This window comes from Streptomyces sp. NPDC059201 (genome assembly GCF_042754585.1).
Taxonomy (GTDB): domain Bacteria; phylum Actinomycetota; class Actinomycetes; order Streptomycetales; family Streptomycetaceae; genus Streptomyces.
The window spans coordinates 162,511-187,076 of record NZ_JBHZBB010000004.1 but is presented as its reverse complement, the minus strand read 5'-3'; the positions used below and the strand labels follow the sequence as shown (position 1 = coordinate 187,076).

The window sequence follows — 24,566 nt, the reverse complement described above, 5'->3', positions numbered from 1 at the left end:
CGAACCCCCACCACGCCCAGGCTCCGAAGCACCGGCCTGCGGAATTTCGGGACGCGCATCGACGGTCATCGGCACAAGCACTCCTCGGTCGCGATCTCGCCCGCGGTCGCGGGCATCGGTGGGCGGTCAGTGCAGCGGGACTGTTTCCGACGGGTCGTCCGGGGACCAGGCGGCCAGGGGGGTGAAGCCTCGGTGGCCGCATTCGCCGAAGACGGTGAGGGGGGCGCCGCCCGAGAGGGCCAGGAGGCGCCACAGGCCGGGGTGGGGGCGGTCGCCGGTGGTCAGGGGGAGGGCCTCGCGGGCGTCGGCGTCGGCCAGCTGCCAGCCGTACTCCGCCTGCGTGGGGACCACCTGGGTGAGCGTCACCGGCCAGGAGTCCAGCCACGGGTCCTCGCGCAGCGCCCGTCCGTACGCGTCCAGCGCGGCACCCACCGGTCCGCCCGGCGGAGGTGCGGCCGGGGCGGCGACCGGGAGCAGTGCCTCGCCCGGGTCGGCGCGGAGCTGCCCCGCGCCCGCGTGCGGGGTCAGTCCGCCCTCCACCACGGCGCCGACCGGCAGCGCGAGCGCGGGCGCGCGGCCCGCCGCGCCGAAGGAGAGCAGCAGGGCCGTACGGCCGCTGCCCGTGCCGTACAGCCAGATGCGACGGGTCGTCAGGCGGCCGTCCCCGGTGTCGTACTGGGCGAGGACGTGCCAGCGGTCCCGTACCTCCGTGCCGCCGGGGGCGGAGGGGAGGCCGACCCGGGTCCGTACCGTCGCGGCGAGCGGGGCGGGGAGCCGGTCGGCGGCCAGCCACGCGCGGTCGAGGAGGTGGGTGAGCGCGCACTCCTCCAGGAGCCGCACCGGCCAGCCGGGGCCCGAGCCCGGTATCGCGCCCAGCTCACGGACCCGGCCCGCGAGCCCGGGCGCCTGCGCGTCGACCATGCGGGCGGCGGTCTCCTCCCACAGGCCGTACCCCTGCTGCCCGGCCGCGGCGAGCCCGCCGCGCACCAGGTCCGCGAGCCGCCGCTCCAACTCCTCGGCGCCCGCCGTCACCCGGGCCGCCCGGCGCTCGGCCCGCCGGCGGGCCGCCTCCGGATCGGCCGGAGCCGCCGCCGCGCCCCCGTCCGCCCTCCGCGCGGCCCCTGCCGCCCGGGCGTGGCGCGTCGAGAGCCAGCGCGCGGCCCACTCCGGCGGCTCCGTCCCGTCCGGCACGGCCGTGCCGTCCGCCGCCCACAGCAGCAGCAGTCCGAGCGCGTGCTTGCAGGGGAACTTGCGGCTCGGGCAGGTGCACGCGTACGCGGGCCCGGCCGTGTCCACGACCGTCCGGTACGGCGTGCGGCCGCTGCCCTTGCACTGCCCCCAGACGACCCCCTCGCCGCCGCCCGCACCACTCCACGGCCCGGCCGCGCCGAGCCTGCTCCCCGCTCTGCGCGACGCCTCGTCAGGAGCCAGTGCCAGCACCTGCTCAGCCGTCCAGCGCACCCCCATCGCATTCATGTACCTGACGGTATTCTCCGCCACTGACAATGCTGTTGACCTGCGGATTAACCTCCGGCGGCGACCCCCGGCGCCGTCCCCGCTTTACCGGTCCTTTACGGTGCTGTACGGGCTCGCGCGAACCGGCGCGCGCCCCTACGTCCGCACCACCGTGCAGGGGGAGTACCACCATGAACCGCACCGTCCGCACCGCCGTCTCGGCCCTCGCCGTCAGCGGCCTCGCGTTCGGGCTCGGAGCCTGTTCCGAGGTGGCCGACAAGGCCGCCGACCAGGTCGACAAGGCCGTCGCCGAGAGCTACGAGGTGACCTACGAGGTCACCGGCACGGCCGTGGAGTCGATCGAGTACCACGCCGGCGACGGCACCGCGATGCAGCCGCAGGTCCAGAGCGACAAGAAGCCCGCCCTGCCGTGGACCAGGACGGTCAAGCTGCACGGCATCATGCCGCCCGCCGTCATGCCGGTCTCCTTGAAGCCCGCCGACCTCACCTGCAAGGTCGTCTACCAGGGCAAGGTCATCAAGGAGGCCAAGGGCGAGCAGGCCATGTCCGGCGGCTGCGTCGCCGTCTCCCCGGTCTTCAACTGACCGGTCCTCAACTGGGCCTCAGCGCCCCGCCCTTCAGGGCCGTAAACCGCCACTGACCAGCGACGACAGCCGATTGTCAGTGGCGTGGTGCACCGTGGATCGCACAGCAGGTCGAAACGATCTGGAGGGGGATCCATGACCGTGCCCGCAACCATCGCGCAGCCCGGCGCCGGTGCCGTGACGGACACCGGCCCGGGCCGGCCGAGGCCCGCCGCCGAGGCCCTGCGGCCCCACGCCGAAGACGCCTTCGCCCACGAACTCGCCGCGCTCGCCGCCGCCGACGACCGCCCCCGGCCCGCCCGCTGGCGCCTCTCGCCCTGGGCCGTCGCCACCTACCTCCTCGGCGGCACGCTCCGCGACGGCACCGTGATCACACCCAAGTACGTCGGACCCCGCCGCATCGTCGAGGTCGCCGTCACCACACTCGCCACCGACCGGGCGCTGCTGCTCCTCGGCGTCCCCGGCACCGCCAAGACCTGGGTCTCCGAGCACCTGGCCGCCGCCGTCAGCGGCGACTCCACCCTCCTCGTCCAGGGCACCGCCGGCACCCCCGAGGAAGCCATCCGGTACGGGTGGAACTACGCCCGCCTCCTCGCCGAGGGCCCCAGCCGCGCCGCGCTCGTGCCCAGCCCCGTCATGCGGGCCATGGACCAGGGGATGACCGCCCGCGTCGAGGAGCTGACCCGCATCCCCGCCGACGTGCAGGACAGCCTCATCACGATCCTGTCCGAGAAGACCCTGCCCGTCCCCGAGCTCGGCGAGGAGGTCCAGGCCGTCCCCGGCTTCAACCTCATCGCCACCGCCAACGACCGCGACCGGGGGGTCAACGACCTCTCCAGCGCGCTCCGGCGCCGCTTCAACACCGTGGTGCTGCCGCTGCCCGCCACCCCCGAGGACGAGGTCGACATCGTCGCCCGCCGGGTCGAGCAGCTCGGCCGCTCCCTCGAACTGCCCGCCCTGCCCGAGGGCGTGGAGGAGATCCGGCGGGTCGTCACCGTCTTCCGCGAACTGCGCGACGGCGTCACCGCCGACGGGCGCACCAAGCTCAAGTCACCCTCCGGGACCCTCTCCACCGCCGAGGCCATCTCCGTCGTCACCGGCGGCCTGGCGCTCGCCGCCCATTTCGGGGACGGCGTGCTGCGCCCCTCGGACGTCGCCGCCGGCATCCTCGGCGCCGTCGTCCGCGACCCGGCCGCCGACCGGGTCGTCTGGCAGGAGTACCTGGAGACCGTGGTCAGAGAGCGCGACGGCTGGAAGGACTTCTACCGCGCCTGCCGCGAGGTGAGCGCATGACGGCCCTCGCCACGGCACCCGCCGGGGCGGACCCCCGTGTCCGGGCTCCCGGGCCCCTGCTCCTCGGGGTGCGGCACCACGGGCCCGGCTCCGCGCGCGGGGTGGTCGCCGCGCTGGACGCGGCCCGGCCCGACGCGGTGCTCATCGAGGGCCCCGCCGAGGCCGACGCGCTCGTCGCCCTCGCCGCCGACCCGGAGATGCGGCCGCCCGTCGCCCTCCTCGCCCACGCCGTCGACGACCCCGGACGGGCCGCGTTCTGGCCCTTCGCCGCCTTCTCGCCCGAGTGGACCGCCGTCCGCTGGGCCCTCGGCCGGGGCGTCCCCGTCCGCTTCGTCGACCTGCCCGCCGCCCACACCCTCGCCGCGACCGACCCCACCTGGGGCGACGGCGAGGAGGAGGCCGACGGCGGCGTCCGGATCGACCCCCTCGCCGAACTCGCCAGGGCCGCTGGGCACGAGGACCCCGAGCAGTGGTGGGAGGACGTCGTCGAGCTCCGCGCCGGCGCCGACCCCCTCGCCCCCTTCGACGCCCTCGCCGACGCCATGACCGCCCTGCGCGAGCGGTACGGGCACGGCGGCCACCCGCGCGACCTCGTCCGCGAGGCCCACATGCGGCTGCGCCTGCGCGCCGCCCGCAAGGAGTTCGGCGACTCGGTCGCCGTCGTCTGCGGCGCCTGGCACGTCCCCGCCCTCGCCCGGCGGACCACCGTCACCGCCGACCGCGCCCTCCTCAAGGGCCTGCCCAAGGTCAAGGCCGAACTGACCTGGGTCCCCTGGACCCACCGCCGGCTCGCCCGCCGCTCGGGATACGGCGCCGGGATCGAGTCCCCCGGCTGGTACGGACACCTCTTCGCCGCCCCCGACCGGCCCGTCGAGCGCTGGATGACCAAGGTCGCCGGACTCCTCCGCGAGGCCGACCACCCCGTCTCCCCCGCCCACGTCATCGAGGCCGTCCGCCTCGCCGAGACCCTCGCCGCCCTGCGCGGCCGGCCCCGCCCCGGCCTCGACGAGACCACCGACGCCGTCCGGGCCGTCCTCTGCGAGGGCTCCGACGTGCCGCTCGCCCTCGTCCGGGACCGGCTCGTCGTCGGCGACGTCCTCGGCGAGGTCCCGGCCGCCGCGCCCGCCGTCCCGCTCCAGCGCGACCTCGACCGGCGGCGCCGGAGCCTCCGGCTCAAGCCCGAGGCCGACGAGCGCGAGCTCGACCTCGACCTGCGCGGGGAGACCGACGCCGCCCGCAGCCGCCTCCTCCACCGCCTCCGGCTCCTCGGCGTCGACTGGGGCGCGCCCGCCCCGGGACGGACCGGCACCGGCACCTTCCGCGAGTCCTGGCGGCTGCGCTGGCAGCCCGAGCTGCACGTCCGGGTCGCCGAGGCCGGCGTCTGGGGCACCACCGTGGAGGCCGCCGCCACCGCCCGCGCCGCGTCCCGGGCGCTCGCCGCGGACTCCCTGGGCGAGATCACCGCCCTCGCCGAGCGGTGCCTGCTCGCCGGGCTCACCGACGCCCTGCCCGCCGTCCTCGGCGCCCTCGCCGACCGGGCCGCCCTCGACACCGACGTCGCCCACCTCGCCGACGCGCTCCCCGCCCTGGCCCGCGCCCTGCGCTACGGCGACGTGCGCGGCACCGACACGGCCGCCCTCGCGGGCGTCGCCGCCGGGCTGGCCGAGCGGATCTGCGTGGGCCTCCCGCCCGCCTGCGCCGGCCTCGACGCGGACGCCGCCGCCCAGATGCGCGACCGCCTGGACGCCCTCCACGCCACCCTCCCCCTCCTCCCGGAACCGGAACCGGAACCGGTACCGGAACGGGCCACAGCCACAGCCACAGACCCCGCCACCGGCGCGCTCGCGCTGCGGTGGGCCGGTGTGCTGCGCCGGCTCGCCGTGGGGGAGCGGACGCCCGGCGTCGTCCGGGGGCGGGCGGCGCGGATCCTGCTCGACGAGGGGCGGGCGTCCGACGACGAGACCGCGCGGCTCATGGGACTCGCCCTGTCGCCCGGCACGCCGCCCGCCTCCGCCGCCGCCTGGGTCGACGGATTCGTCGGGGGCTCCGGCGGCGGCCTGCTCCTCGTCCACGACGAGCGCCTCCTCGCCCTGCTGGACGGCTGGCTCAGCGGCGTACCGGCCGAGGCGTTCACCGATGTCCTGCCGCTGCTGCGGCGCACCTTCGGGGCGTACGAGCCCGGGGTGCGCCGCACGCTCGGCGAGCTCGTCGCCCGGGGGCCCGGCGCGGCCGCCCCCGGTCCCGCCGCCCTCGTCCCCGGCTTCGCCGCCGACCTCGACGCGGAGCGGGCCGACGGGGTCCTCCCCCTGCTCCACCTCGTCCTCGGAACCACCGGACAGGAGGCACCCGCATGAACAGCCCCACCCTGAACAGCCCCACCCTGAGCGGCAGCAGCTCCACCACCACGGCCGACGAGCGGCTGCGGCGCTGGCGGCTCGTCCTCGGCGGCGCCGCGGAGGCGGGCACCGGCCGCGCCCTGACCGGCACCGACGCCGCCATGGACGCGGCCCTCGCCGCCCTCTACGACAGCCGCGACGGCCGGGACAGCCGCGACGGAGGCGGGGAGCGCAGGGGCGGGCTGGGCGGCTCCGCGCCCTCCGTCGCGCGCTGGCTCGGCGACATCCGCGCCTACTTCCCGACCACCGTCGTGCAGGTCATGCAGCGCGACGCCATCGACCGGCTCGGGCTCGCCACCCTCCTCCTGGAGCCGGAGATGCTGGAGGCCGTCGAGCCCGACGTCCACCTCGTCGGCACCCTGCTGTCGCTGAACAAGGCGCTGCCGGAGACCACCCGGGAGACCGCGCGGGCCGTCGTCCGCAAGGTCGTCGCCGACCTGGAGGCCCGGCTCGCGGCGCGTACGAGAGCGACCGTCACCGGAGCCCTGGACCGCTCGGCCCGGATCAGCCGGCCCCGCCACCGGGACATCGACTGGGACCGCACCCTGCGGGCCAACCTCAAGCACTACCTGCCCGCTCACCGCACGGTCGTCCCCGAGCGCCTGATCGGCCACGGGCGCGCGTCCCAGGCGATGCGGAAGGAGGTCGTGCTCTGTATCGACCAGTCCGGCTCGATGGCCGCCTCGGTCGTGTACGCCTCCGTCTTCGGCGCCGTCCTCGCCTCCCTCCGGGCCGTCGCCACCCGGCTCGTCGTCTTCGACACCTCCGTCGTCGACCTCACCGACGCGCTCGACGACCCCGTCGACGTCCTCTTCGGCACCCGGCTCGGCGGCGGCACCGACATCAACCGGGCGCTCGCCTACTGCCAGTCACGGATCGCCCGCCCCGCCGACACCGTCGTCGTCCTCATCAGCGACCTGTACGAGGGCGGCATCCGCGACGAGATGCTGAAGCGGGTCGCCGCCATGAAGGCGTCCGGGGTGGAGTTCGTCGCCCTCCTCGCCCTCTCCGACGAGGGCGCCCCCGCCTACGACCGCGAGCACGCGGCCGCGCTCGCCGCCCTCGGCGTCCCGGCCTTCGCCTGCACCCCCGACCTCTTCCCGGAGGTGATGGCGGCGGCCCTGGAGAAGCGGCCGCTGCCGATACCCGACACCGCCTGAGCGGCGTTCGGCCGGTCGTACGGAATCCGTCGTCTCCCGGCCACCCGGACGGGCGCGCGCGAGTCCACTGAGGCCCATATCACACCCGAGGCCGGGCGCCCCTCACCCGGCGCACCGGCGTGGCGTGAGGGGCGCAATCCCCCTTCCCCGCCTGCCCCGTGGGGACTGGGCGGGGGTGCCCCGGTGCCCACGGACAGCCCTCCCGCCCCTACGTTCTGTGACCCGTATCACCGCTCGGTTGTGATCTGCGATTTAGGGACCAACGGCCCACGGGGATAACCTGCGAGACGGACATGCCGCGTCCACGGACACCGTGTACGCCTCCCTAGTGACAGCGCAGTCACGTTGCCCTCCGCGGCACGCCCACGCAGACAACGAACCGCGATCATCTAGAAAAGGGACGCGCGTGGACCTGTTCGAGTACCAGGCGAGGGACCTCTTCGCCAAGCACGGTGTACCGGTGCTGGCCGGTGAAGTCATCGACACGCCTGAGGCGGCGCGCGAGGCCACCGAGAGGCTTGGCGGCAAGTCGGTCGTCAAGGCCCAGGTGAAGGTCGGCGGCCGCGGCAAGGCCGGCGGCGTCAAGCTCGCCGCCACCGCGGACGAGGCCGTCGCCCGCGCGACGGACATCCTGGGCATGGACATCAAGGGCCACACGGTCCACAAGGTGATGATCGCCGAGCTGTCCCCGGAGATCGAGGCCGAGTACTACGTCTCGTACCTCCTCGACCGCACCAACCGCACCTTCCTGGCCATGGCCTCGGTGCAGGGCGGCATGGACATCGAGGAGGTCGCGGAGAAGACCCCCGAGGCCCTCGCGAAGGTCCCGGTCGACTCCAACAAGGGCGTCGACATCGTCAAGGCCCGCGAGATCGTCGCCCAGGCGCAGTTCCCGGCCGAGGTCGCCGAGGGCGTCGCCGAGGTCCTGGTCACCCTGTGGGACACCTTCGTCGCCGAGGACGCCCTCCTCGTCGAGGTCAACCCGCTGGTGAAGACCAAGGACGGGCGCATCCTGGCCCTCGACGGCAAGGTCTCGCTCGACGAGAACGCCGACTTCCGCCAGCCGGAGCACGAGGCCCTGGAGGACAAGGCCGCGGCCAACCCGCTCGAGGCCGCCGCCAAGGCCAAGGGCCTCAACTACGTCAAGCTCGACGGCGAGGTCGGCATCATCGGCAACGGCGCCGGCCTGGTCATGTCGACCCTGGACGTCGTCGCGTACGCCGGTGAGAACCACGGCGGCGTGAAGCCCGCCAACTTCCTCGACATCGGCGGCGGCGCCTCCGCCGAGGTCATGGCGAACGGCCTGGAGATCATCCTCGGCGACGCGGACGTCAAGTCCGTGTTCGTCAACGTCTTCGGCGGCATCACCGCCTGCGACGAGGTCGCCAACGGCATCGTGCAGGCCCTGGAGCTCCTCGCCTCGAAGGGCGAGGAAGTCACCAAGCCGCTCGTCGTGCGCCTCGACGGCAACAACGCGGAGCTGGGTCGCAAGATCCTGTCGGACGCCAACCACCCGCTCGTGCAGCGTGTGGACACCATGGACGGCGCGGCCGACAAGGCCGCCGAGCTCGCGGCCGCGAAGTAAGGGAAGAGGGACAGAACAGCCATGGCTATCTTCCTCAACAAGGACAGCAAGGTCATCGTCCAGGGCATGACCGGTGCCACGGGCATGAAGCACACCAAGCTCATGCTGGGTGACGGCACCAACATCGTCGGTGGCGTGAACCCGCGCAAGGCCGGCCAGAAGGTCGACTTCGACGGCACCGAGGTCCCGGTCTTCGGCACCGTCGCCGAGGCGATGAAGGAGACCGGCGCCAACGTCTCGGTCCTCTTCGTGCCGCCGGCCTTCGCGAAGGCCGCCGTCGTCGAGGCGATCGACGCCGAGATCCCCCTCGCCGTCGTCATCACCGAGGGCATCGCCGTCCACGACTCCGCCGCGTTCTACGCGTACGCCGTGGAGAAGGGCAACAAGACCCGCCTCATCGGCCCGAACTGCCCCGGTCTCATCACCCCGGGCCAGTCCAACGCCGGCATCATCCCGGGCGACATCACGAAGCCGGGCCGCATCGGCCTGGTCTCGAAGTCCGGCACGCTGACGTACCAGATGATGTACGAGCTCCGTGACATCGGCTTCTCCTCCGCCGTCGGCATCGGTGGCGACCCGGTCATCGGCACCACGCACATCGACGCCCTGGCGGCCTTCGAGGCCGACCCGGAGACGGACCTGATCGTCATGATCGGCGAGATCGGCGGCGACGCCGAGGAGCGCGCGGCCGACTTCATCAAGGCCAACGTCACCAAGCCGGTCGTCGGCTACGTCGCGGGCTTCACCGCGCCCGAGGGCAAGACCATGGGCCACGCCGGCGCCATCGTCTCCGGCTCCTCCGGCACCGCCCAGGCGAAGAAGGAGGCCCTGGAGGCCGCCGGTGTGAAGGTCGGCAAGACCCCCACCGAGACCGCCAAGCTGGCGCGCGCGATCCTCGCGGGCTGACGCACGGCACCGCCTCACAGGCCGTAGGCAAGTGGGCCCCGCCCCTCCGGGAGACCGGAAGGGCGGGGCCCACTCGCGTACGGGAGCGGCTTACCGCGCGGCCGGGATCAGCCGCTCCGGGCCGGGGTTCGGCTCGGAGCGCAGCCTGTCGCGCAGCTCCACGTCCTCCTCGCCGAGCTTCTGCGGCCCGCCGCGGACCGGGACGCCGTTCACGGTCTGGCCGGGCGCGACGTCCGGGATGTAGCGGGTCGGCGCCGTCACCGCCGTCAGGGCCGTGACGCCGATCAGCACCGCCGTCACCCCGAGCACCGCCCGGGTCATCCGCCGGATCCGCCGCTCGCTGCCGCTGCGGACCGCGCGCGCCCCCGGCAGCGTCGCCGTCGGCGCCTCCGCGACCAGCTCGGTCAGCCGCCGCTGGAGCGCCTCCGGGTCGGCCAGCTCCGGCAGCCGCTCGCCGATCGCCGCGTGCGCGTACATCAGCCGGTTGGCGGCGGCCGGCGTGCTCGCCTCCGTCTCTGCGGCCGTCTCGGGCAGGTCGAGCCCGAGCCCGTCGTAGAGCAGGACGGTGCGGCGGTACGGCGCCGGCAGGTCGAGCAGCGCGCCGAGGAGCGCCCGCCGGCCTGCCTCGGTCGGCGGGGCGTCGGGGTGCTTGTGGGCGCGGCGCAGCCGGTGCCAGGGCGAGAGGGCGTACTCGTACGCCGCCGCCCGCACCCAGCCGACCGGGTCGGCGTCCGTGGCCACCTCGGGCCAGTGCTCCCACGCGTGGTGGAAGGCGTGCTCGACGGACTCCCGGGAGAGCCGTCGGCGCCCGGTCAGGAGATACGTCTGGTGGACGAGGCCGGGGGCCGCGTGCCCGTACAGCGCGTCGAACGCCTCCTCCGGCGTGAGCCGGGCCGGAGCGGGCGCCGGCGTCGGCTCCTTCTCCGCTGCGGGCTTCGGCTCAGGCCCCGGTTTCAGGCGCCGACCGGGCGCCGAGGCGTTCGCTGTCGCCGGGAGGACCCGGGGCGGCTTGGGTGCCCGCTTGGGGCTGGCCTTGGGCCGCACGTTGGCGGCGGGGGCGGGCGTCGGACCGGCCTTCGGCCCGGCCACCGCACCGGCCTTCGCGATGGCCGTCTTACCGGCCTTCGGCCCGGCTGCCGCACCTGCCTGCGGGCTGGCCGCCGCGCCGGCTTTCGTACCGGCCGCCGGGCCTGCCTTCGGGCTGGCTGCCGTACCGACCGCCGCACCGGCTGCCGAACCGGCCTGCGGACCGGCTGCCGAACCGGCCTGCGGACCGGCCGCCGGACCTGCCTTCGGACTGGCCACCGCACCGGCTCTCGGACCGGCCGCCGAACCTGCCTCCGGCCCCGCGGCGGGCTCCGCCGCAGGTCCCGCGAGCAGCTTCGCGTATGCCTCGCGCTTGCGGCCCCGGGGGGTCGAGCGGCCGGTTTCCCATGCCTTGACCGTGGCCTTCGTGACGCCCATGGACTCGGCGACCTGCTCCTCGCTCAGGGAGAGGGCCTCGCGGAGTCGGCGCCGCTCCTTCGGGGTGGGCAGCGCGGCGGTGGAGGGGGGCGCGGTGTCGCCGCCCCGGCTCGTCTGGCTCATCGGCGTGGACCTCCCACAGAGCACCTCTGGGCCGAAAAGTACATAAACGTATCTTGAGCGACACAACGGATGTTTGCCTGTTACGCCGCGAAAGCGCGTGTCGTTGGCAGCATGGCCCCGTGACCCACCTGACCGAGCACTCCCTGGTCCAGAGCGGGCGTTCCGCCGCGTTCGCCACCGCCTGTGTCCGCGGCGGCGTCGCCGCCTGCCTCGGCGCCGGCGCGCTCGCGGTCCTGGTGATCGTCGCCTGGATCAGCTCGCCGTACCCCGACAGCGGCGCCAACGGCGCCCTCCACCTCGCCGCCGGGCTGTGGCTGCTCTCCCACGGCGTCGACCTCGTCCGCACCGACACCGTGAGCGGGCTGCCCGCGCCGCTGGGGATCGTGCCCCTGCTGCCCGCCGTGCTGCCGGCCTGGCTGGTCTTCCGGACCGCCCGGTCCACCCTCGACCCGGCTGACGAGACCCGAGCCCGCCCCTCGCCCGCGGGCGCGCTCGGCGCGGTCTCCGGGGGATATCTGCTGGTCGCGGCCGTGATCGTGGTCTACAGCGAGAGCGGCCCGCTCCCCGCCGACCTCGTCACCGCCGGACTGTGGCTGCCGGGCGTGGTCATCGGCGCGGCGGGCGCCGGGGTCTGGACGGCGCTCGGCCGGCCCCTGCCGGGCCGGGAGGAGACGGCCGCCGCGCTGCGCGGGGCCGGGTCGGGCCTGGTGACGCTGCTCGCGGGCGGCGCGGTCCTGGCCGGGACCTCGCTGGTCTGGCACGCGGGCGCGGCGCGGGCCTCGTACGAGGGAATCGCGGGGGAGTGGTCCGGTCGGGTGGCGCTGGCGCTGCTCGTCCTCGCGCTGCTGCCGAACGCGGCCGTGTGGGCCGCCGCGTACGGGCTCGGTCCCGGCTTCGCGCTCGGCACGGGCGCGCTCGCGACCCCGCTGGGTCTCGTCGGCGACCCGGCCGTGCCGCCCTTCCCGCTCCTCGCGGCGCTGCCGCCGGACGGGCGCGGCGGCTGGCCGCAGTGGGCCGCGGCGGTCGTGCCGCTGGCCGCGGCGGTGGCCCTGGGCCGTTCGGTGGGCCGGGCGACCGGCACCGGCGAGGCCCGTGAGACGGCGCTCGCGGCGCTGGGCGCGGCCTGGGCGACCGGGGCGGCGGTCACCGTCCTGGCGGGCGCGGCGGGCGGCCCGCTGGGCTCGGGCCGGCTGCTCGCCTTCGGCCCGGTGGGGTGGCAGGTGGGCGCTGCGGCGGTGCTGTGGGGCGTGGCCGTCGGCCTGCCGACGGCGCTGGTGGTACGGGCCTGGGGCCGCCGGGTGCCCCGCCAGAAGGAGCCCAAGCCCCCGAAGCCCCCCAAGCAGCCGAAGCCGCCGAAGACCCCCAAGCAGCCGAAGGCGTCCAAGACCCCGAAGACCCCGAAGGCCCCGGAGCCGGCCCTGGCGGCGGCGGGTGCCACCGCCCCGGCGGCCTCCACCACGGCCCCGGACCCCCTCGGCCTGGACTTCGACTTCTCCCTGGACGACGAGGGCTACGAGCCGTACGACTACCTCCCCGCCGCCTGGGAGAACCCCAAGCCCACACTCCCGACCGCACAAGCCGAACCGCCCCGGCCGTCGGGGACGGCCGGGGCGGAAGGATCGCAAACGGCGAAAGCGTCAGAAAAGGCGGACAAGGGAGACGCGCGGAAGTGAGAAGTGGGAAGTGAGAAGCGCTCTCGCTAGTCCCGCACCCCGAACCCGTCCCGCAGCGGCTTCGGCAGCAGGTCGTTGCAGGACAGTGCCCCCGCGTGGGTGAGGGCGTCGTCCCGGCACTCGTAGAAGTCCTTGTAGACCAGCTGCATCGTGAAGCCGAAGGCCACGATCAGCAGGGCCACGGACGACGCCACCAGGCCGCTGATCGCGGCCGTCCGCATCGAGCGGCGCGGGTTCGGGGTGCCCGGCGCGGCGGACGCCCGTCCCGAGGGCTGGGACGCGTTCTGTGATTCCGGCGACACCTCGGCCGCCGCCTTCGGCTTCGCGCGCAGCGAGCTGATCGCCCAATACAGCGACAGCGCGCCGAGCAGCAGGGCCAGCTCCGGGATGTCGAAGATCGCGAAGAAGAAGGCCCACATGCCGCCGAGGATCGCGTACCGCGCGCGCCGCTGGGCCGGGTCCGTCGGGTCCCAGCGCAGCCCGGGCCGCTCCGGCCCCTGGCCGCCGGATCCGCCGCCCTGACCGCCCTGGCCGCCCTCGCGCTCGGGCCCGCGCCCGAAACCGTCCGAGGAACGGCCCGGCTGCTGCGGGCTCCAGCGCCCGTCGGACGACCCCGTCACGGGCGACGACGGCTCGGCGGCGTCGCCGTCCGGGCCTTCCGACCCGTCCGAGCCGTCCGGCCTGCGCGGCTGCCACGGCTGGTCGGGCTTGCCCTCGGGCGGCGGGGCGAACGGGTTGTTGTCGTTCGTGGACTGGCGATCCGGCATCTGCTGGACGTCTTCCCTCTGTCGTCGTGACCGCGTCGCACCGGGCGGCGTGACCGGCGTCGGACCCTGACGCTACCCCCCTGCCCCGCCCCCGTCCCGTGGGGGCCGCCCGGTGTGCCGGTATCGTTGCTGACGGTCGAGCCATTCGTAGGGTTCCCCGTATCGACGGGCACGATTCGTTCGTACGACCGTACAAACACCACGGAAAGAGTGACCCTGTGGCTGCCGCCCGTCTTGTCGTCCTGGTCTCCGGGTCCGGTACCAACCTGCAAGCCCTCCTCGATGGCATCGCCGCCGACCCCGAGGGCTACGGCGCGGAGATCGTCGCCGTCGGTGCCGACCGCGATTCCATCGCCGGCCTGGAGCGGGCCGAGCGCGCAGGGCTGCCCACCTTCGTCTGCCGGGTGAAGGACCACGCGACCCGCGAGGACTGGGACCGCGCCCTGGCCGAGGCCACCGCCGCGTACGAGCCGGACCTCGTCGTCTCGGCAGGGTTCATGAAGATCCTCGGCAAGGAGTTCCTCGCCCGCTTCGGCGGCCGGGTCGTCAACACCCACCCGGCGCTCCTCCCCAGTTTTCCCGGTGCCCACGGGGTGCGTGACGCGCTCGCCCACGGCGTGAAGGTCACCGGGTGCACCGTCCACTTCGTCGACGACGGCGTCGACACCGGCCCGATCATCGCCCAGGGCGTGGTCGAGGTGCGGGAGTCGGACGATGAAGCCGCTCTGCACGAGCGCATCAAGGAAGTCGAGCGCTCGCTGCTCGTCGACGTCGTGGGGCGTCTCGCCCGGCACGGCTACCGCATTGAGGGACGAAAGGTTCAGATCGGTGAACACGGACACCGTTAAGCCCATCCGCCGCGCGCTGGTCAGCGTCTACGACAAGACCGGTCTGGAGGAGCTGGCCCGCGGTCTGCACGAGGCCGGTGTCGAGCTCGTCTCCACCGGCTCCACCGCCGGGAAGATCGCCGCCGCCGGCGTCCCGGTCACCAAGGTCGAGGAGCTGACCGGCTTCCCCGAGTGCCTGGACGGGCGCGTCAAGACGCTGCACCCGCGCGTGCACGCCGGCATCCTCGCCGACCTGCGCCTGGAGTCGCACCGCGAGCAGCTCGTAGAGCTGGGCGTGGAGCCCTTCGACCTGGTCGTCGTGAACCTGTACCCGTTCCGCGAGACCGTCGCCTCCGGCGCCACCCCGGACGAGTGCGTCGAGCAGATCGACATCGGCGGCCCGTCGATGGTCCGCGCCGCCGCCAAGAACCACCCGTCGGTCGCCATCGTCACCAGCCCGGAGCGGTACGCGGACGTCCTCGCCGCCGCCCAGGCGGGCGGCTTCGACCTGACCGCCCGCAAGCGGCTCGCCGCCGAGGCGTTCCAGCACACCGCCGCGTACGACGTGGCCGTGGCCTCCTGGTTCGCCGGCGACTACGCCGCCGCCGACACTGTGTCTGATAGCGGCTCCGCCGCGGGCGGCTTCCCCGACTTCCTGGGCGCCACCTACGCGCGCAAGAACGTCCTGCGCTACGGCGAGAACCCCCACCAGGGCGCCGCGCTGTACGTGGACGGCACGGGCGGCCTCGCCGAGGCCGAGCAGCTGCACGGCAAGGAGATGTCGTACAACAACTACACGGACACCGACGCCGCGCGCCGGGCCGCGTACGACCACTCCGAGCCCTGCGTCGCGATCATCAAGCACGCCAACCCGTGCGGCATCGCGGTCGGCGCCGACGTCGCCGAGGCCCACCGCAAGGCCCACGCCTGCGACCCGCTCTCCGCCTTCGGCGGCGTCATCGCCGTCAACCGCCCGGTCTCCGTCGAGATGGCCGAGCAGGTCGCCGAGATCTTCACCGAGGTCATCGTCGCCCCGGCGTACGAGGACGGGGCCGTCGAGGTCCTCGCCAAGAAGAAGAACATCCGCGTCCTCAGGGCCGACGGCGCCCCGGCCAACCCGGTCGAGGTCAAGCCCGTCGACGGCGGCGCCCTCCTCCAGGTCACCGACCGCCTCCAGGCCGAGGGCGACGACCCGGCCAACTGGACCCTCGCCACCGGCGACGCCCTCTCCGAGGCCGAGCTCGCCGAGCTCGCCTTCGCCTGGAAGGCGTGCCGCGCGGTCAAGTCCAACGCGATCCTGCTCGCCAAGGACGGCGCCTCCGTCGGCGTCGGCATGGGCCAGGTCAACCGCGTCGACTCCGCCAAGCTGGCCGTCGAGCGGGCCGGCGAGGAGCGCGCCCGCGGCTCCTACGCCGCCTCCGACGCCTTCTTCCCCTTCCCCGACGGCCTGGAGATCCTCACCGCGGCCGGCGTGAAGGCGGTCGTCCAGCCCGGCGGCTCGATGCGCGACGAGCTCGTCGTCGAGGCCGCGAAGAAGGCCGGCGTGACGATGTACTTCACCGGCACCCGCCACTTCTTCCACTGACGGTGCGACGCGCTGGGGAGCCCTCCTCTTTCCGGAGGGCTCCCCAGCCGTCTCTGGTCTAATGGTCAGGCCCCGGGCCGGCCGGCAGTAGTGGAGACGTGGTGTTGGACGTACTGAACAAGCCCGCTGCGGACCCCGCCGACGAGCGGCCCGCCGAGGGCACGGACCCGCCACGCGTCCCGTACCTGCCGTACGTGGCGATCGCGGCCGTCCTCACCGGTCTGTACTTCCTCTACTCCTGGGTGCAGTACGACCAGTTCCGCACCCCCTCCTGGGACCTCGGCATCTTCGGGCAGGCCGTCCGCTCCTACGCCGAGTTCCGGGTCCCCGTCGTCGACATCAAGGGCCCCGGCTTCCCCATACTCGGCGACCACTTCAGCCCGGTGACGGCGCTCCTCGCCCCGCTCTACTGGATCTGGCCCTCGCCGGTCTCGCTGCTCTTCGCGCAGGCCGCGCTCTTCGCCGCCTCCGCCGTGATCGTCGGCCGCACCGCCCAGCAGATCCTCGGCAGCCGGGCCGCCGGGCTCGCCCTCACGGTCGCGTACGGGCTCTCCTGGGGCCTCCAGGAGGCCGTGAAGTCCGATTTCCACGAGATCGCCTTCGCCGTCCCGCTGCTCGCCCTGGTCTGCCGCGCGCTGCTCTTCGGCCGCTGGACCGCCGCCGCGGCCTGGGCGGCGCCGCTCGTCCTCGTCAAGGAGGACATGGGGCTCACCGTCGCCATGGTCGGCGTCGTCCTCGCGGTCAAGGGCCAGCGGAAGCTCGGCGCCGCCCTCGCCGGCTTCGGCGTCGCCGCCTTCGCGCTCACCGTCCTCGTCCTCATCCCGGCCGCCAGCAAGCTCGGCCAGTACGACTACTGGGCGAAGATCGAGAAGACCGGCACCGGCGCCGAGACCTCCCTCGGGCAGATCATCAGCTCCGCCCTGACCTCCGGCGACCGCTGGGAGATGGTCCTCTACCTCCTCGCGATCACCGGCTTCCTCGCGCTGCGCTCCCCGCTGGTGCTGCTCGTCCTGCCCACCCTCGGCTGGCGCTTCGTCTCCCAGGACGCCAACCACTGGGGCATGCACTGGCACTACAGCGCCGTCCTGATGCCGGTCGTCTTCCTGGCCCTGGTCGACGGGGTCCGCGCGGTGCGCACCTCGCCGCGCGCCTGGCTCGCCGCGTACGGGAAGGTCGCCGTCGCCGTCTCCACGGCCGTCGCCCTCACCCTCGCCGCGAACCTTCCGCTGCGCGAACTGCTGAAGTCCGAGACGTACCGCACCGACGCCCGCGCCGAGCAGGCCCGCGCGGCGGTCGCGGCGGTCCCGGAGGGCGCCACCGTCGAGGCCGACGTGCCGCTCCTCGCGCACCTCACCGCCGACCACCGGGTCTTCTGGGTCGGTACGTCGAAGGGCGTGACCCCCGACTACCTCGCGCTCGACCTGCGCGGCTGGTCCGGCCAGACCTCGGACCCGGCCGTGACGGCTTCGCAGTTGCACCCGGAGGCGGCGTACGAGATCGTCCACCGCTCCGAGGGCTTCGCGGTGCTCAAGCGGAAGTGACGTGAGGGGTACGCGAAGGGGCCCGGTTCCAGGCGGAACCGGGCCCCTTCGGCGTGCCGTGCGGCCGCGCCGGATCAGTAGCGCGGGCGGGCGAACCAGGCGGTGCCGCTGGGGACCACCGGGGCGATGGTGATGATCACGCCGAAGACGACCCAGATCAGCGGGAAGATCATGGCCGTGGCCAGCCCCGAGTCGATCCCGATGAAGAGGCCGATGGCGCCCACGATCGTGCCGAGCGCGCCGTAGATCACCGTGGTGATCCGCACGCCCTGGCCGCCCCGGCTGAACTTGACGCCGAGCGTGATCGACAGCGCGGCGAGGCCCAGGAAGACGAGGGCGATGATGACGAGGATGCCGGCGGCGGCGTCACCGAGGTCGCCGAGCGGGTTGTCCGAGGTGCCGTAGGAGGACGCGAGGTCCGAGGCGTCGCTCGCGATGCTCGCCGCGTAGACGTAGAGCACACCGGCGATGATCTGCACCGCCGAGACCAGGTACAGGAACACCCGCGCCGTCATCAGCAGACCCGGCATCGACTGCGGGATCTGGTTCGGGCCGCCCGGGAACTGGCCGTACGGGGAGGCGGGCGGGGCGGCCGGGTAGCCGTAGCCGCCCTGCTGCGGGACGCCCTGGGGGGCCTGCGGGTAGCCGTAGCCCGGCTGCTGACCCTGCGGCGGCTGGCCGTAGGGGTTGTTCGGGTCGCCGAAGCTCATCGGGTCATTCCTCCGTGAATGTTCTCGTGCGGGGACGACGCGGCCCGCGCGGAGGAACTTTCACGGCATGTGAGCGGACTCCCCCCGGCACTTTCCGCGGCACTGCGGGGGCAATCGTCGTCGTAGCTCCGAGGTGTTGTCCAGTCGATACGCACCGGAGTTGTGCAAGTGCAACCCTCCGTTCCGACGGCCGGGCCCCTCCCGGAACCTCCGGTGGGAGGGGAGGGGGAGGGAAGCGAGGTGGGAAGGGGGAGCGAATTGGAACTCGGTGGGGGTCATCCGGGAGGATGTCCCCCATGAGCGCCCAGATTCTCGATGGCAAGGCCACCGCGGCCGCGATCAAGTCCGACCTGACCGTCCGTGTGGCGGCCCTCAAGGAGAAGGGCATCACGCCCGGTCTCGGCACCGTCCTGGTCGGCGACGACCCGGCCAGCCAGAAGTACGTGGCCGGCAAGCACCGCGACTGCGCGCAGGTCGGCCTCGCCTCCATCCAGCGCGAACTCCCCGCGACCGCCACGCAGGAGGAGATCGAGGCGGTCGTCCGGGAGCTCAACGAGGACCCGGCCTGCACCGGTTACATCGTCCAGCTGCCGCTGCCGAAGGGCATCGACGAGAACCGCATCCTGGAGCTGATGGACCCGGCGAAGGACGCCGACGGCCTGCACCCGACCAACCTCGGCCGGCTCGTCCTCAACGAGCCCGCCCCGCTGCCCTGCACGCCGAACGGCGTCATCACCCTGCTGCGCGCCCACGGCGTGGAGATCAACGGCGCCGAGGTCGTCGTCGTCGGCCGCGGTGTCACCATCGGGCGCCCGATGCCGCTGATCCTGACCCGCCGCTCCGAGAACGCGACCGTGACCCAGTGCCACACCGGCACCCGCGACCTCTCGGCGCACCTGCGGAACGCCGACATCATCGTGGCCGCCGCCGGCGTGCCGCACCTGATCAAGCCGGAGGACGTGAAGCCGGGCGCGGCCGTCCTCGACGTCGGCGTCTCGCGCAACGCCGAGGGCAAGATCCTGGGCGACGTGCACCCGGACGTCGCCGAGGTGGCCGGCTGGATCTCCCCGAACCCCGGCGGCGTGGGCCCGATGACCCGCGCGCAGCTGCTCGTGAACGTCGTCGAGGCCGCGGAGCGCGCGGCCGCGGCGCTCTGAGATGACCCCGGGGAGCCCGGGTTCCCCCGGGGCCCCCGACGGGCCGCGGGAGCTGCCGCGCGGCCGGGTGTCGAAGGTCCGCCGGGTGCGGGGTTCGCGCCGGCCGCCGACCGTCACCACCGACACGGCCCGCCCCGAGGGCGGCGGCCGGGCGGCGGGCGGCGACGCTCCCGCGCCCGCGCGCCAGTGGCCGCTGCTCCTGGTGCTCGGGACGGCGGCGCTCGGACTGCTCGTGGTGGGGACCGACCCCTTCTGGCAGTCCTTCCGGGTCGGGACGATGATGGTCGGGGCCGCGCTGCTGATGGGCGCGGTGCTCCGCCGGGTACTGCCCTCGGTGGGCATGCTCGCGGTCCGCTCGCGCTTCACCGACATGATCACGTACGGCGTGATGGGCTCGCTGATCGTGCTGCTCGCGCTCATGGTGCAGCCGAAGCCCTGGCTCAAGATCCCGTTCCTGGAGGACATCCTCCATCTGACGGTGACCTGAGACGTGGCGCAGGTCTCCTGAGGCGTGGTGCAGGGCACCTGAGACGCGGCTTGCAGACGACGGCGCCCGCCCTCTCCCCCGTGGGAGGGCGGGCGCCGTCTGTGATCAAGGGTCATGTACCCGCCAACGAAGGGCAAGTTCGGGCCGTCCGCTGTGGCACGGAGGTGACCATTCCGGTACATCGGGACCCTCCGGCCGGGGTCCCGCTCGCCCGCCGGAGCTGCCATCCTTCGGGGAAGCCGGGACGGCTGGGGACGGCCGGGGACAACGGGCAGGGGAGATGGGGGCGCACATGTCGGCGTGGAAGTCGCTGTCGGACGAACTCGATCCGGACGTGCGGACGTTCACCGAACGGCTGCGGCTGGTCATCGACCGCAGCGGACTCGGCGTCGCCGCCGTCGCCGAGCGCACCGGACAGGGGCGGGACGACTGGGACGCGTACCTGAACGCCCGCAGGGCCGTGCCGAGGAGCGCCGTCGTCGCGCTCTCCGACATCACCGGCGCCGACCTCGGCCCCCTCGCCGCCCAGTGGGAGCACGCCGACCGCGCCTGGAAACGCCTCCTGCGCGAGCGGTCGGTGGCGGTGTCGGGGCCTGAGCGGGACGAGGAAGGGGTACGGGACGGGGGCCGCGCCCCGGAGGGCGTATCGGCCGACCAGACGATGCGCATCCGGGCGGTGCCCCCTGCGACGGCTTCGGGGCCTGTGACGGCTCCGGCTCCCGCGCCGGCTTCCGTGAAGGCTCCCGCGCCTGTGACGGCTCCGGCTCCGGCTCCCGTGACGACTTCGGGGTCGGCTCCGGGGTCGGCTCCGGGGTCGGCTCCGGGGTCGGTGCCCGAGCCTCGGCGTCCCGCGCCTGGTTCAGGGCCCGCCGGCGGCACCCACCGCCCGCGCCGGGGGCGCCGGGTCTCGCCGGTGGTCTACGTCGCCGGGATCGTCGGTGCCGCGCTCGTCGTCACCGCCGCCGTGCTCTTCGTCGATCTCGGCGGGTCCGAGGGGCCGCCCGCCGCCGCGCCGACGGCCCCGGCCACCACCGCCCCGTCGACGCCCACCCCCAGCCTTCCCGAGGGCGTCCGCTGCACGGGCGCCGACTGCGGGGGCATGGACCCGGAGGACATGGGCTGCGGCGGGCCGCTCGCCACCACCGTCGCCCGCACCCGCATCGGCTCCGCCCTCGTCGAGGTCCGGCACAGCGAGGTCTGCGCCGCCGCCTGGGCCCGGATCAGCGGGGCGGCCGAGGGGGACGAGATCAGCGTCCAGGCGGGCACCGCCATCCAGGTCGAGAACGTGCGCGCGCCCGACACCGGCGCGTACACCACGATGATCCCGGTCCCCTCCAGCGGCGCCGCCCGCGCCTGCGCGGCCCTCACCGACGGCGGCGACGGCTGCACGGACGGGTGAACGGAGGGGTGAGCGGAGGGGTGAAACGGTGAGGAGGTGAGCCGGACCACAAGGGGGTGGGGGTGCGCAGGGGCCCGGGTCCGATAGCCTGACCGCCGGATATCTCTTCACATCGAGACATCGATCGATCAGGGGAGCGATATCCAGCCTCAGGGGCAGGGAACCCCACCGCCAGCTGTCTTACGGAGATCGCCATGACCCGCACTCCCGTGAATGTCACCGTGACCGGCGCGGCCGGCCAGATCGGCTACGCGCTGCTCTTCCGCATCGCCTCCGGCCACCTGCTCGGCGCGGACGTGCCGGTCAAGCTGCGCCTCCTCGAGATCCCGCAGGGCGTCAAGGCCGCCGAGGGCACCGCCATGGAGCTCGACGACTGCGCGTTCCCGCTGCTCAAGGGCATCGACATCTTCGATGACCCGAACAAGGGCTTCGAGGGCGCCAACATCGGTCTGCTCGTGGGCGCCCGCCCGCGCGGCCCGGGCATGGAGCGCGGCGACCTGCTCGCCGCCAACGGCGGCATCTTCCAGCCGCAGGGCCAGGCCATCAACGCCCACGCGGCGGACGACGTCAAGATCCTCGTCGTCGGCAACCCGGCCAACACCAACGCCCTCATCGCGCAGCAGTCCGCCCCGGACGTCCCGGCCGAGCGCTTCACCGCGATGACCCGCCTGGACCACAACCGCGCGCTGACGCAGCTGGCCCAGAAGACCGGCGCCTCCGTCGAGGACATCAAGCGCCTCACCATCTGGGGCAACCACTCGGCGACCCAGTACCCGGACATCTTCCACGCGGAGATCGCGGGCAAGAACGCCGCCGAGGTCGTGAACGACGAGGCGTGGCTGGCCGACACCTTCATCCCGACCGTCGCCAAGCGCGGCGCCGCGATCATCGACGCCCGTGGCGCCTCCTCCGCCGCCTCGGCCGCGAACGCCGCCATCGACCACGTCCACACCTGGGTCAACGGCACCCGTGAGGGCGACTGGACCTCGATGGGCGTCCCGTCGGACGGCTCCTACGGCGTCCCCGAGGGCCTCATCTCGTCCTTCCCGGTCGTCTGCAAGGACGGCGCGTACGAGATCGTCCAGGGCCTGGAGATCAACGACTTCTCCCGCGCCCGCATCGACGCCTCCGTCAAGGAGCTGTCCGAGGAGCGCGACGCGGTGCGCGAGCTGGGCCTCATCTGAGCCCTGCCCGAAGCGAGCGCGTGACGGAGCCCCCGGTCGTACTGCTGTGTGCGGTACGACCGGGGGCTCCGTCCGTTCTCAGTGGGAGCGCGGGGTGTAGTGGCCCGGGACCATGCGGGTGGTGACGGCGATCCGGTTCCACGCGTTGATGACGACGATCGCGCCGATCACCCGGGCGAGCTCCTCCTCGTCGAAGTGCGCGGCGGCCGCCGCGTACACCTCGTCGGGGACGAAGCCGTCGGTGAGGACGGTGACCGCCTCGGTGAGGGCGATCGCGGCCAGCTCCCGCTCCGTGTAGAAGTGCCGGGACTCCTGCCAGGCGGCGAGCTGGACGACCCGCTCCACGGTCTCGCCCTCGGCGAGGGCGTCCTTGGTGTGCATGTCGAGGCAGAAGGCGCAGTGGTTGATCTGCGAGGCGCGGATCTTGATCAGGTGGTAGAGCGAGGGGTCCACGCCCTTGGCGGCCTCCTGCTCCAGCCGGAGCATCGCCCGGTAGTAGTCGGGGACCCGCTCGGCGAACGGCATGCGGGGGGCGTGCTCGTGGGCGAGGGCCTGGGCGGGGGCGTGCGCTGTGGTGGTGGTCATGAAGCCACCGTACGCAGCGGATGGCATGCCGGTATGGTCCATTTCCATGCGGAACGACTGGGCCACTTTCGGAGCCGACCTCCATCTTGAGCTGCGCGGCACCCGGCTCAAGGCGGGTCTGATGGACGCCCTGCGCGAGGCCGTACGGGGTGGACGGCTCGCGCCCGGCACCCGGCTGCCGTCCTCGCGGCAGCTCGCGGCGGACCTCGGGGTGGCCCGGAACACGGTCGCCGAGGCGTACGCCGAACTGGTGGCCGAAGGGTGGCTCACGGCGCGCCAGGGTTCCGGCACGCGGGTCGCCCGCCGGGCCGATCCTCCGTCTTCGGCCCCGTCGCAGGAGGGGGATGGGGATGGGGGTGGGGATCGGGATGCGGGCGAGGCGGATGTTCCCTCGGCCGTCCCCGCCGAACCGACGCCGGGCGGCAGTGCGTGGCGGGCGGGGGGTGGCTCCGGGGTGAGGGCACCCCGGCGGCGGGCCGGTGTGCCCGCGTACGACCTCCGGACCGGCACCCCGGACCTCGCCTCCTTCCCGCGCGCCGCGTGGCTCAAGGCGTACCGGCGGGCGCTCACCGCCGCGCCCGACGAGGCGTTCGGGTACGGGGATCCGCGCGGCCGGGCGGAGCTGCGGACCGTCCTCGCCGAGTACCTGGCCCGCGCCAGGGGCGTGCACGCGCGGCCCGAACGGATCGTGATCTGCGCGGGGTTCGCGCACGCGCTGATGCTGATCGGCCGGGCGCTGCGGCGACGCGGGGCCGGGGCGGGGGCGGGGGCGGTGGCCGGGGCCGGGGCCGGGGCGGTGGCCGTGGAGTCGTACGGGCTCGGCCCCCACGCGGCGCTGCTGCGCGACGCCGGACTCGCCACCCCGCCGCTGCCGTTCGACGAACGGGGCACCCGGGTCGAGGAACTGGCCGCGCTGGCGCCGGACGCGGTGCTCCTGACGGCGGCGCACCAGTTCCCGCTCGGCGGGGCGCTGCCCCCGGACCGGCGGACGGCGGTCGTCGACTGGGCGCGGGCCACCGGCGGATTCGTCCTGGAGGACGACTACGACGGGGAGTTCCGCTACGACAGGCAACCCGTCGGCGCTCTCCAGGGCCTCGACCCGGAGCGCGTCGTCTACCTCGGCACGGCGAGCAAGTCTCTCGCCCCCGGTCTCCGCCTCGCCTGGATGGTGCTGCCGGAGGCCCTGGTGGACGAGGTCGCCGCCGGCAAGGGCTCGGTGGTCGACTGGATGTGCGGGACCCCCGACCAGCTCGCCTTCGCGGAGTTCCTCGCCTCGGGAGCGCACGACCGCCACGTCCGGGCCATGCGCCTGCGCTACCGGCGCCGCCGCGACCAACTCGTCGCCGCGCTGGCCGCGTACGCCCCCGGAATCCAGGTCGGCGGCATCGCGGCCGGCCTGCACGCCGTCCTCTCCCTGCCCCCCGGCACCGAACGCGCCGCCCTCCACTCCGCCGCCTGGCACGGCCTGGCGGTCCAGGGCCTGGACCAGTTCCGCCACCCGGACGCGGAACGCGCCCTGGACGGCCTGGTCGTCGGCTACGGCACCCCGTCCGACAGCGCCTGGCAGGGCGCGCTGCGAGCGCTGTGCCGCGTGTTGGAGGGGGTGGGGGAGGTCGCCGGGGGCGGGGGGAGCGCGGGGAAGTGACCGGGAGCGGCGAGGGTGC

At 74.2% G+C, this 24,566-nt stretch carries 20 protein-coding genes; 15 read left to right on the top strand and 5 right to left on the bottom strand.

The genetic code is table 11. The annotated features are described in order from the left end of the window. Positions 1-126: 126 nt before the first annotated feature. Positions 127-1,476, bottom strand: coding sequence for an SWIM zinc finger family protein (locus ACFXMG_RS15185; protein ID WP_383815575.1), 1,350 nt, complete (start codon positions 1,474-1,476; stop codon positions 127-129). Between the two features lie 170 nt (positions 1,477-1,646). Between ACFXMG_RS15185 and ACFXMG_RS15180 the strand changes: the two genes are divergently transcribed. The 6 genes from ACFXMG_RS15180 (at position 1,647) to sucD (ending at position 9,400) form a co-directional block, all read left to right on the top strand. Beyond that, on the top strand, positions 1,647-2,060 hold the full coding sequence (locus ACFXMG_RS15180; protein ID WP_383815573.1) for an MmpS family transport accessory protein: 414 nt from the start codon (positions 1,647-1,649) through the stop codon (positions 2,058-2,060). A gap of 135 nt (positions 2,061-2,195) precedes the next feature. Next, on the top strand, positions 2,196-3,353 hold the full coding sequence (locus ACFXMG_RS15175) for an AAA family ATPase (protein ID WP_383815571.1): 1,158 nt from the start codon (positions 2,196-2,198) through the stop codon (positions 3,351-3,353). Further along, positions 3,350-5,707: a DUF5682 family protein gene (locus ACFXMG_RS15170; RefSeq protein WP_383815568.1), complete on the top strand. Its 2,358-nt coding sequence runs from the start codon at positions 3,350-3,352 to the stop codon at positions 5,705-5,707. The genes ACFXMG_RS15175 and ACFXMG_RS15170 overlap by 4 nt, the downstream gene beginning before the upstream one ends. Continuing rightward, a complete protein-coding gene (locus tag ACFXMG_RS15165) occupies positions 5,704-6,909 on the top strand; it encodes a VWA domain-containing protein (protein WP_383815566.1) in 1,206 nt (401 codons plus the stop codon). The genes ACFXMG_RS15170 and ACFXMG_RS15165 overlap by 4 nt, the downstream gene beginning before the upstream one ends. Before the next feature lie 406 nt (positions 6,910-7,315). Continuing rightward, positions 7,316-8,494: an ADP-forming succinate--CoA ligase subunit beta gene (sucC, locus tag ACFXMG_RS15160; protein WP_383815563.1), complete on the top strand. Its 1,179-nt coding sequence runs from the start codon at positions 7,316-7,318 to the stop codon at positions 8,492-8,494. 21 nt (positions 8,495-8,515) lie between these two features. Further along, positions 8,516-9,400, top strand: a complete 885-nt coding sequence (gene sucD / locus ACFXMG_RS15155) for a succinate--CoA ligase subunit alpha (protein WP_383815561.1) — start codon at positions 8,516-8,518, stop codon at positions 9,398-9,400. A gap of 90 nt (positions 9,401-9,490) precedes the next feature. Here the strand turns inward: sucD and ACFXMG_RS15150 are convergent, their stop codons facing one another. Continuing rightward, a complete protein-coding gene (locus tag ACFXMG_RS15150; protein ID WP_383815558.1) occupies positions 9,491-10,987 on the bottom strand; it encodes a helix-turn-helix domain-containing protein in 1,497 nt (498 codons plus the stop codon). A 119-nt stretch (positions 10,988-11,106) separates the two neighbouring features. On the opposite strand from ACFXMG_RS15150, the gene ACFXMG_RS15145 reads away from it, so the two are divergent. Then, positions 11,107-12,660 carry a DUF6350 family protein gene (locus tag ACFXMG_RS15145; RefSeq protein WP_383815555.1) on the top strand — a complete coding sequence of 518 codons (1,554 nt, stop codon included), beginning with the start codon at positions 11,107-11,109 and terminating at the stop codon, positions 12,658-12,660. Positions 12,661-12,686: 26 nt separating this feature from the next. Here ACFXMG_RS15145 and ACFXMG_RS15140 read toward each other — a convergent pair whose 3' ends face one another. Further along, positions 12,687-13,427: a hypothetical protein gene (locus ACFXMG_RS15140; protein WP_383815553.1), complete on the bottom strand. Its 741-nt coding sequence runs from the start codon at positions 13,425-13,427 to the stop codon at positions 12,687-12,689. A 218-nt stretch (positions 13,428-13,645) separates the two neighbouring features. Here ACFXMG_RS15140 and purN point away from each other — a divergent pair, with 218 nt between their 5' ends. From purN to ACFXMG_RS15125, 3 genes are all read left to right on the top strand, one after another. Then, positions 13,646-14,275, top strand: coding sequence for a phosphoribosylglycinamide formyltransferase (gene purN, locus ACFXMG_RS15135; protein WP_383815550.1), 630 nt, complete (start codon positions 13,646-13,648; stop codon positions 14,273-14,275). Next, entirely contained in the window at positions 14,256-15,839 is a 1,584-nt protein-coding gene (gene purH, locus ACFXMG_RS15130) for a bifunctional phosphoribosylaminoimidazolecarboxamide formyltransferase/IMP cyclohydrolase (RefSeq protein WP_383815548.1), read from the top strand. The genes purN and purH overlap by 20 nt, the downstream gene beginning before the upstream one ends. A gap of 101 nt (positions 15,840-15,940) precedes the next feature. Beyond that, positions 15,941-17,380, top strand: coding sequence for a DUF2079 domain-containing protein (locus tag ACFXMG_RS15125; RefSeq protein WP_383815545.1), 1,440 nt, complete (start codon positions 15,941-15,943; stop codon positions 17,378-17,380). A 74-nt stretch (positions 17,381-17,454) separates the two neighbouring features. Here ACFXMG_RS15125 and ACFXMG_RS15120 read toward each other — a convergent pair whose 3' ends face one another. Continuing rightward, positions 17,455-18,090 (bottom strand): hypothetical protein, encoded by a 636-nt coding sequence (locus tag ACFXMG_RS15120; protein ID WP_383815542.1) that lies wholly within the window; start codon positions 18,088-18,090, stop codon positions 17,455-17,457. A 296-nt stretch (positions 18,091-18,386) separates the two neighbouring features. On the opposite strand from ACFXMG_RS15120, the gene ACFXMG_RS15115 reads away from it, so the two are divergent. The 4 genes from ACFXMG_RS15115 (at position 18,387) to ACFXMG_RS15100 (ending at position 22,317) form a co-directional block, all read left to right on the top strand. Beyond that, a complete protein-coding gene (locus ACFXMG_RS15115; protein WP_383815540.1) occupies positions 18,387-19,247 on the top strand; it encodes a bifunctional methylenetetrahydrofolate dehydrogenase/methenyltetrahydrofolate cyclohydrolase in 861 nt (286 codons plus the stop codon). Position 19,248: 1 nt separating this feature from the next. Next, positions 19,249-19,734, top strand: a complete 486-nt coding sequence (locus ACFXMG_RS15110; protein WP_383815537.1) for a DUF3017 domain-containing protein — start codon at positions 19,249-19,251, stop codon at positions 19,732-19,734. A gap of 292 nt (positions 19,735-20,026) precedes the next feature. Further along, positions 20,027-21,133, top strand: coding sequence for a DUF2690 domain-containing protein (locus tag ACFXMG_RS15105; protein ID WP_383815535.1), 1,107 nt, complete (start codon positions 20,027-20,029; stop codon positions 21,131-21,133). A gap of 194 nt (positions 21,134-21,327) precedes the next feature. Next, positions 21,328-22,317, top strand: a complete 990-nt coding sequence (locus ACFXMG_RS15100) for a malate dehydrogenase (protein WP_383815532.1) — start codon at positions 21,328-21,330, stop codon at positions 22,315-22,317. Positions 22,318-22,395: 78 nt separating this feature from the next. On the opposite strand, the gene ACFXMG_RS15095 is transcribed toward ACFXMG_RS15100, so the two are convergent. Continuing rightward, a complete protein-coding gene (locus tag ACFXMG_RS15095; RefSeq protein WP_383815529.1) occupies positions 22,396-22,902 on the bottom strand; it encodes a carboxymuconolactone decarboxylase family protein in 507 nt (168 codons plus the stop codon). A 46-nt stretch (positions 22,903-22,948) separates the two neighbouring features. Between ACFXMG_RS15095 and ACFXMG_RS15090 the strand changes: the two genes are divergently transcribed. Continuing rightward, on the top strand, positions 22,949-24,547 hold the full coding sequence (locus tag ACFXMG_RS15090) for a PLP-dependent aminotransferase family protein (RefSeq protein ID WP_383815526.1): 1,599 nt from the start codon (positions 22,949-22,951) through the stop codon (positions 24,545-24,547). The last annotated feature ends 19 nt before the right edge of the window (positions 24,548-24,566 follow it).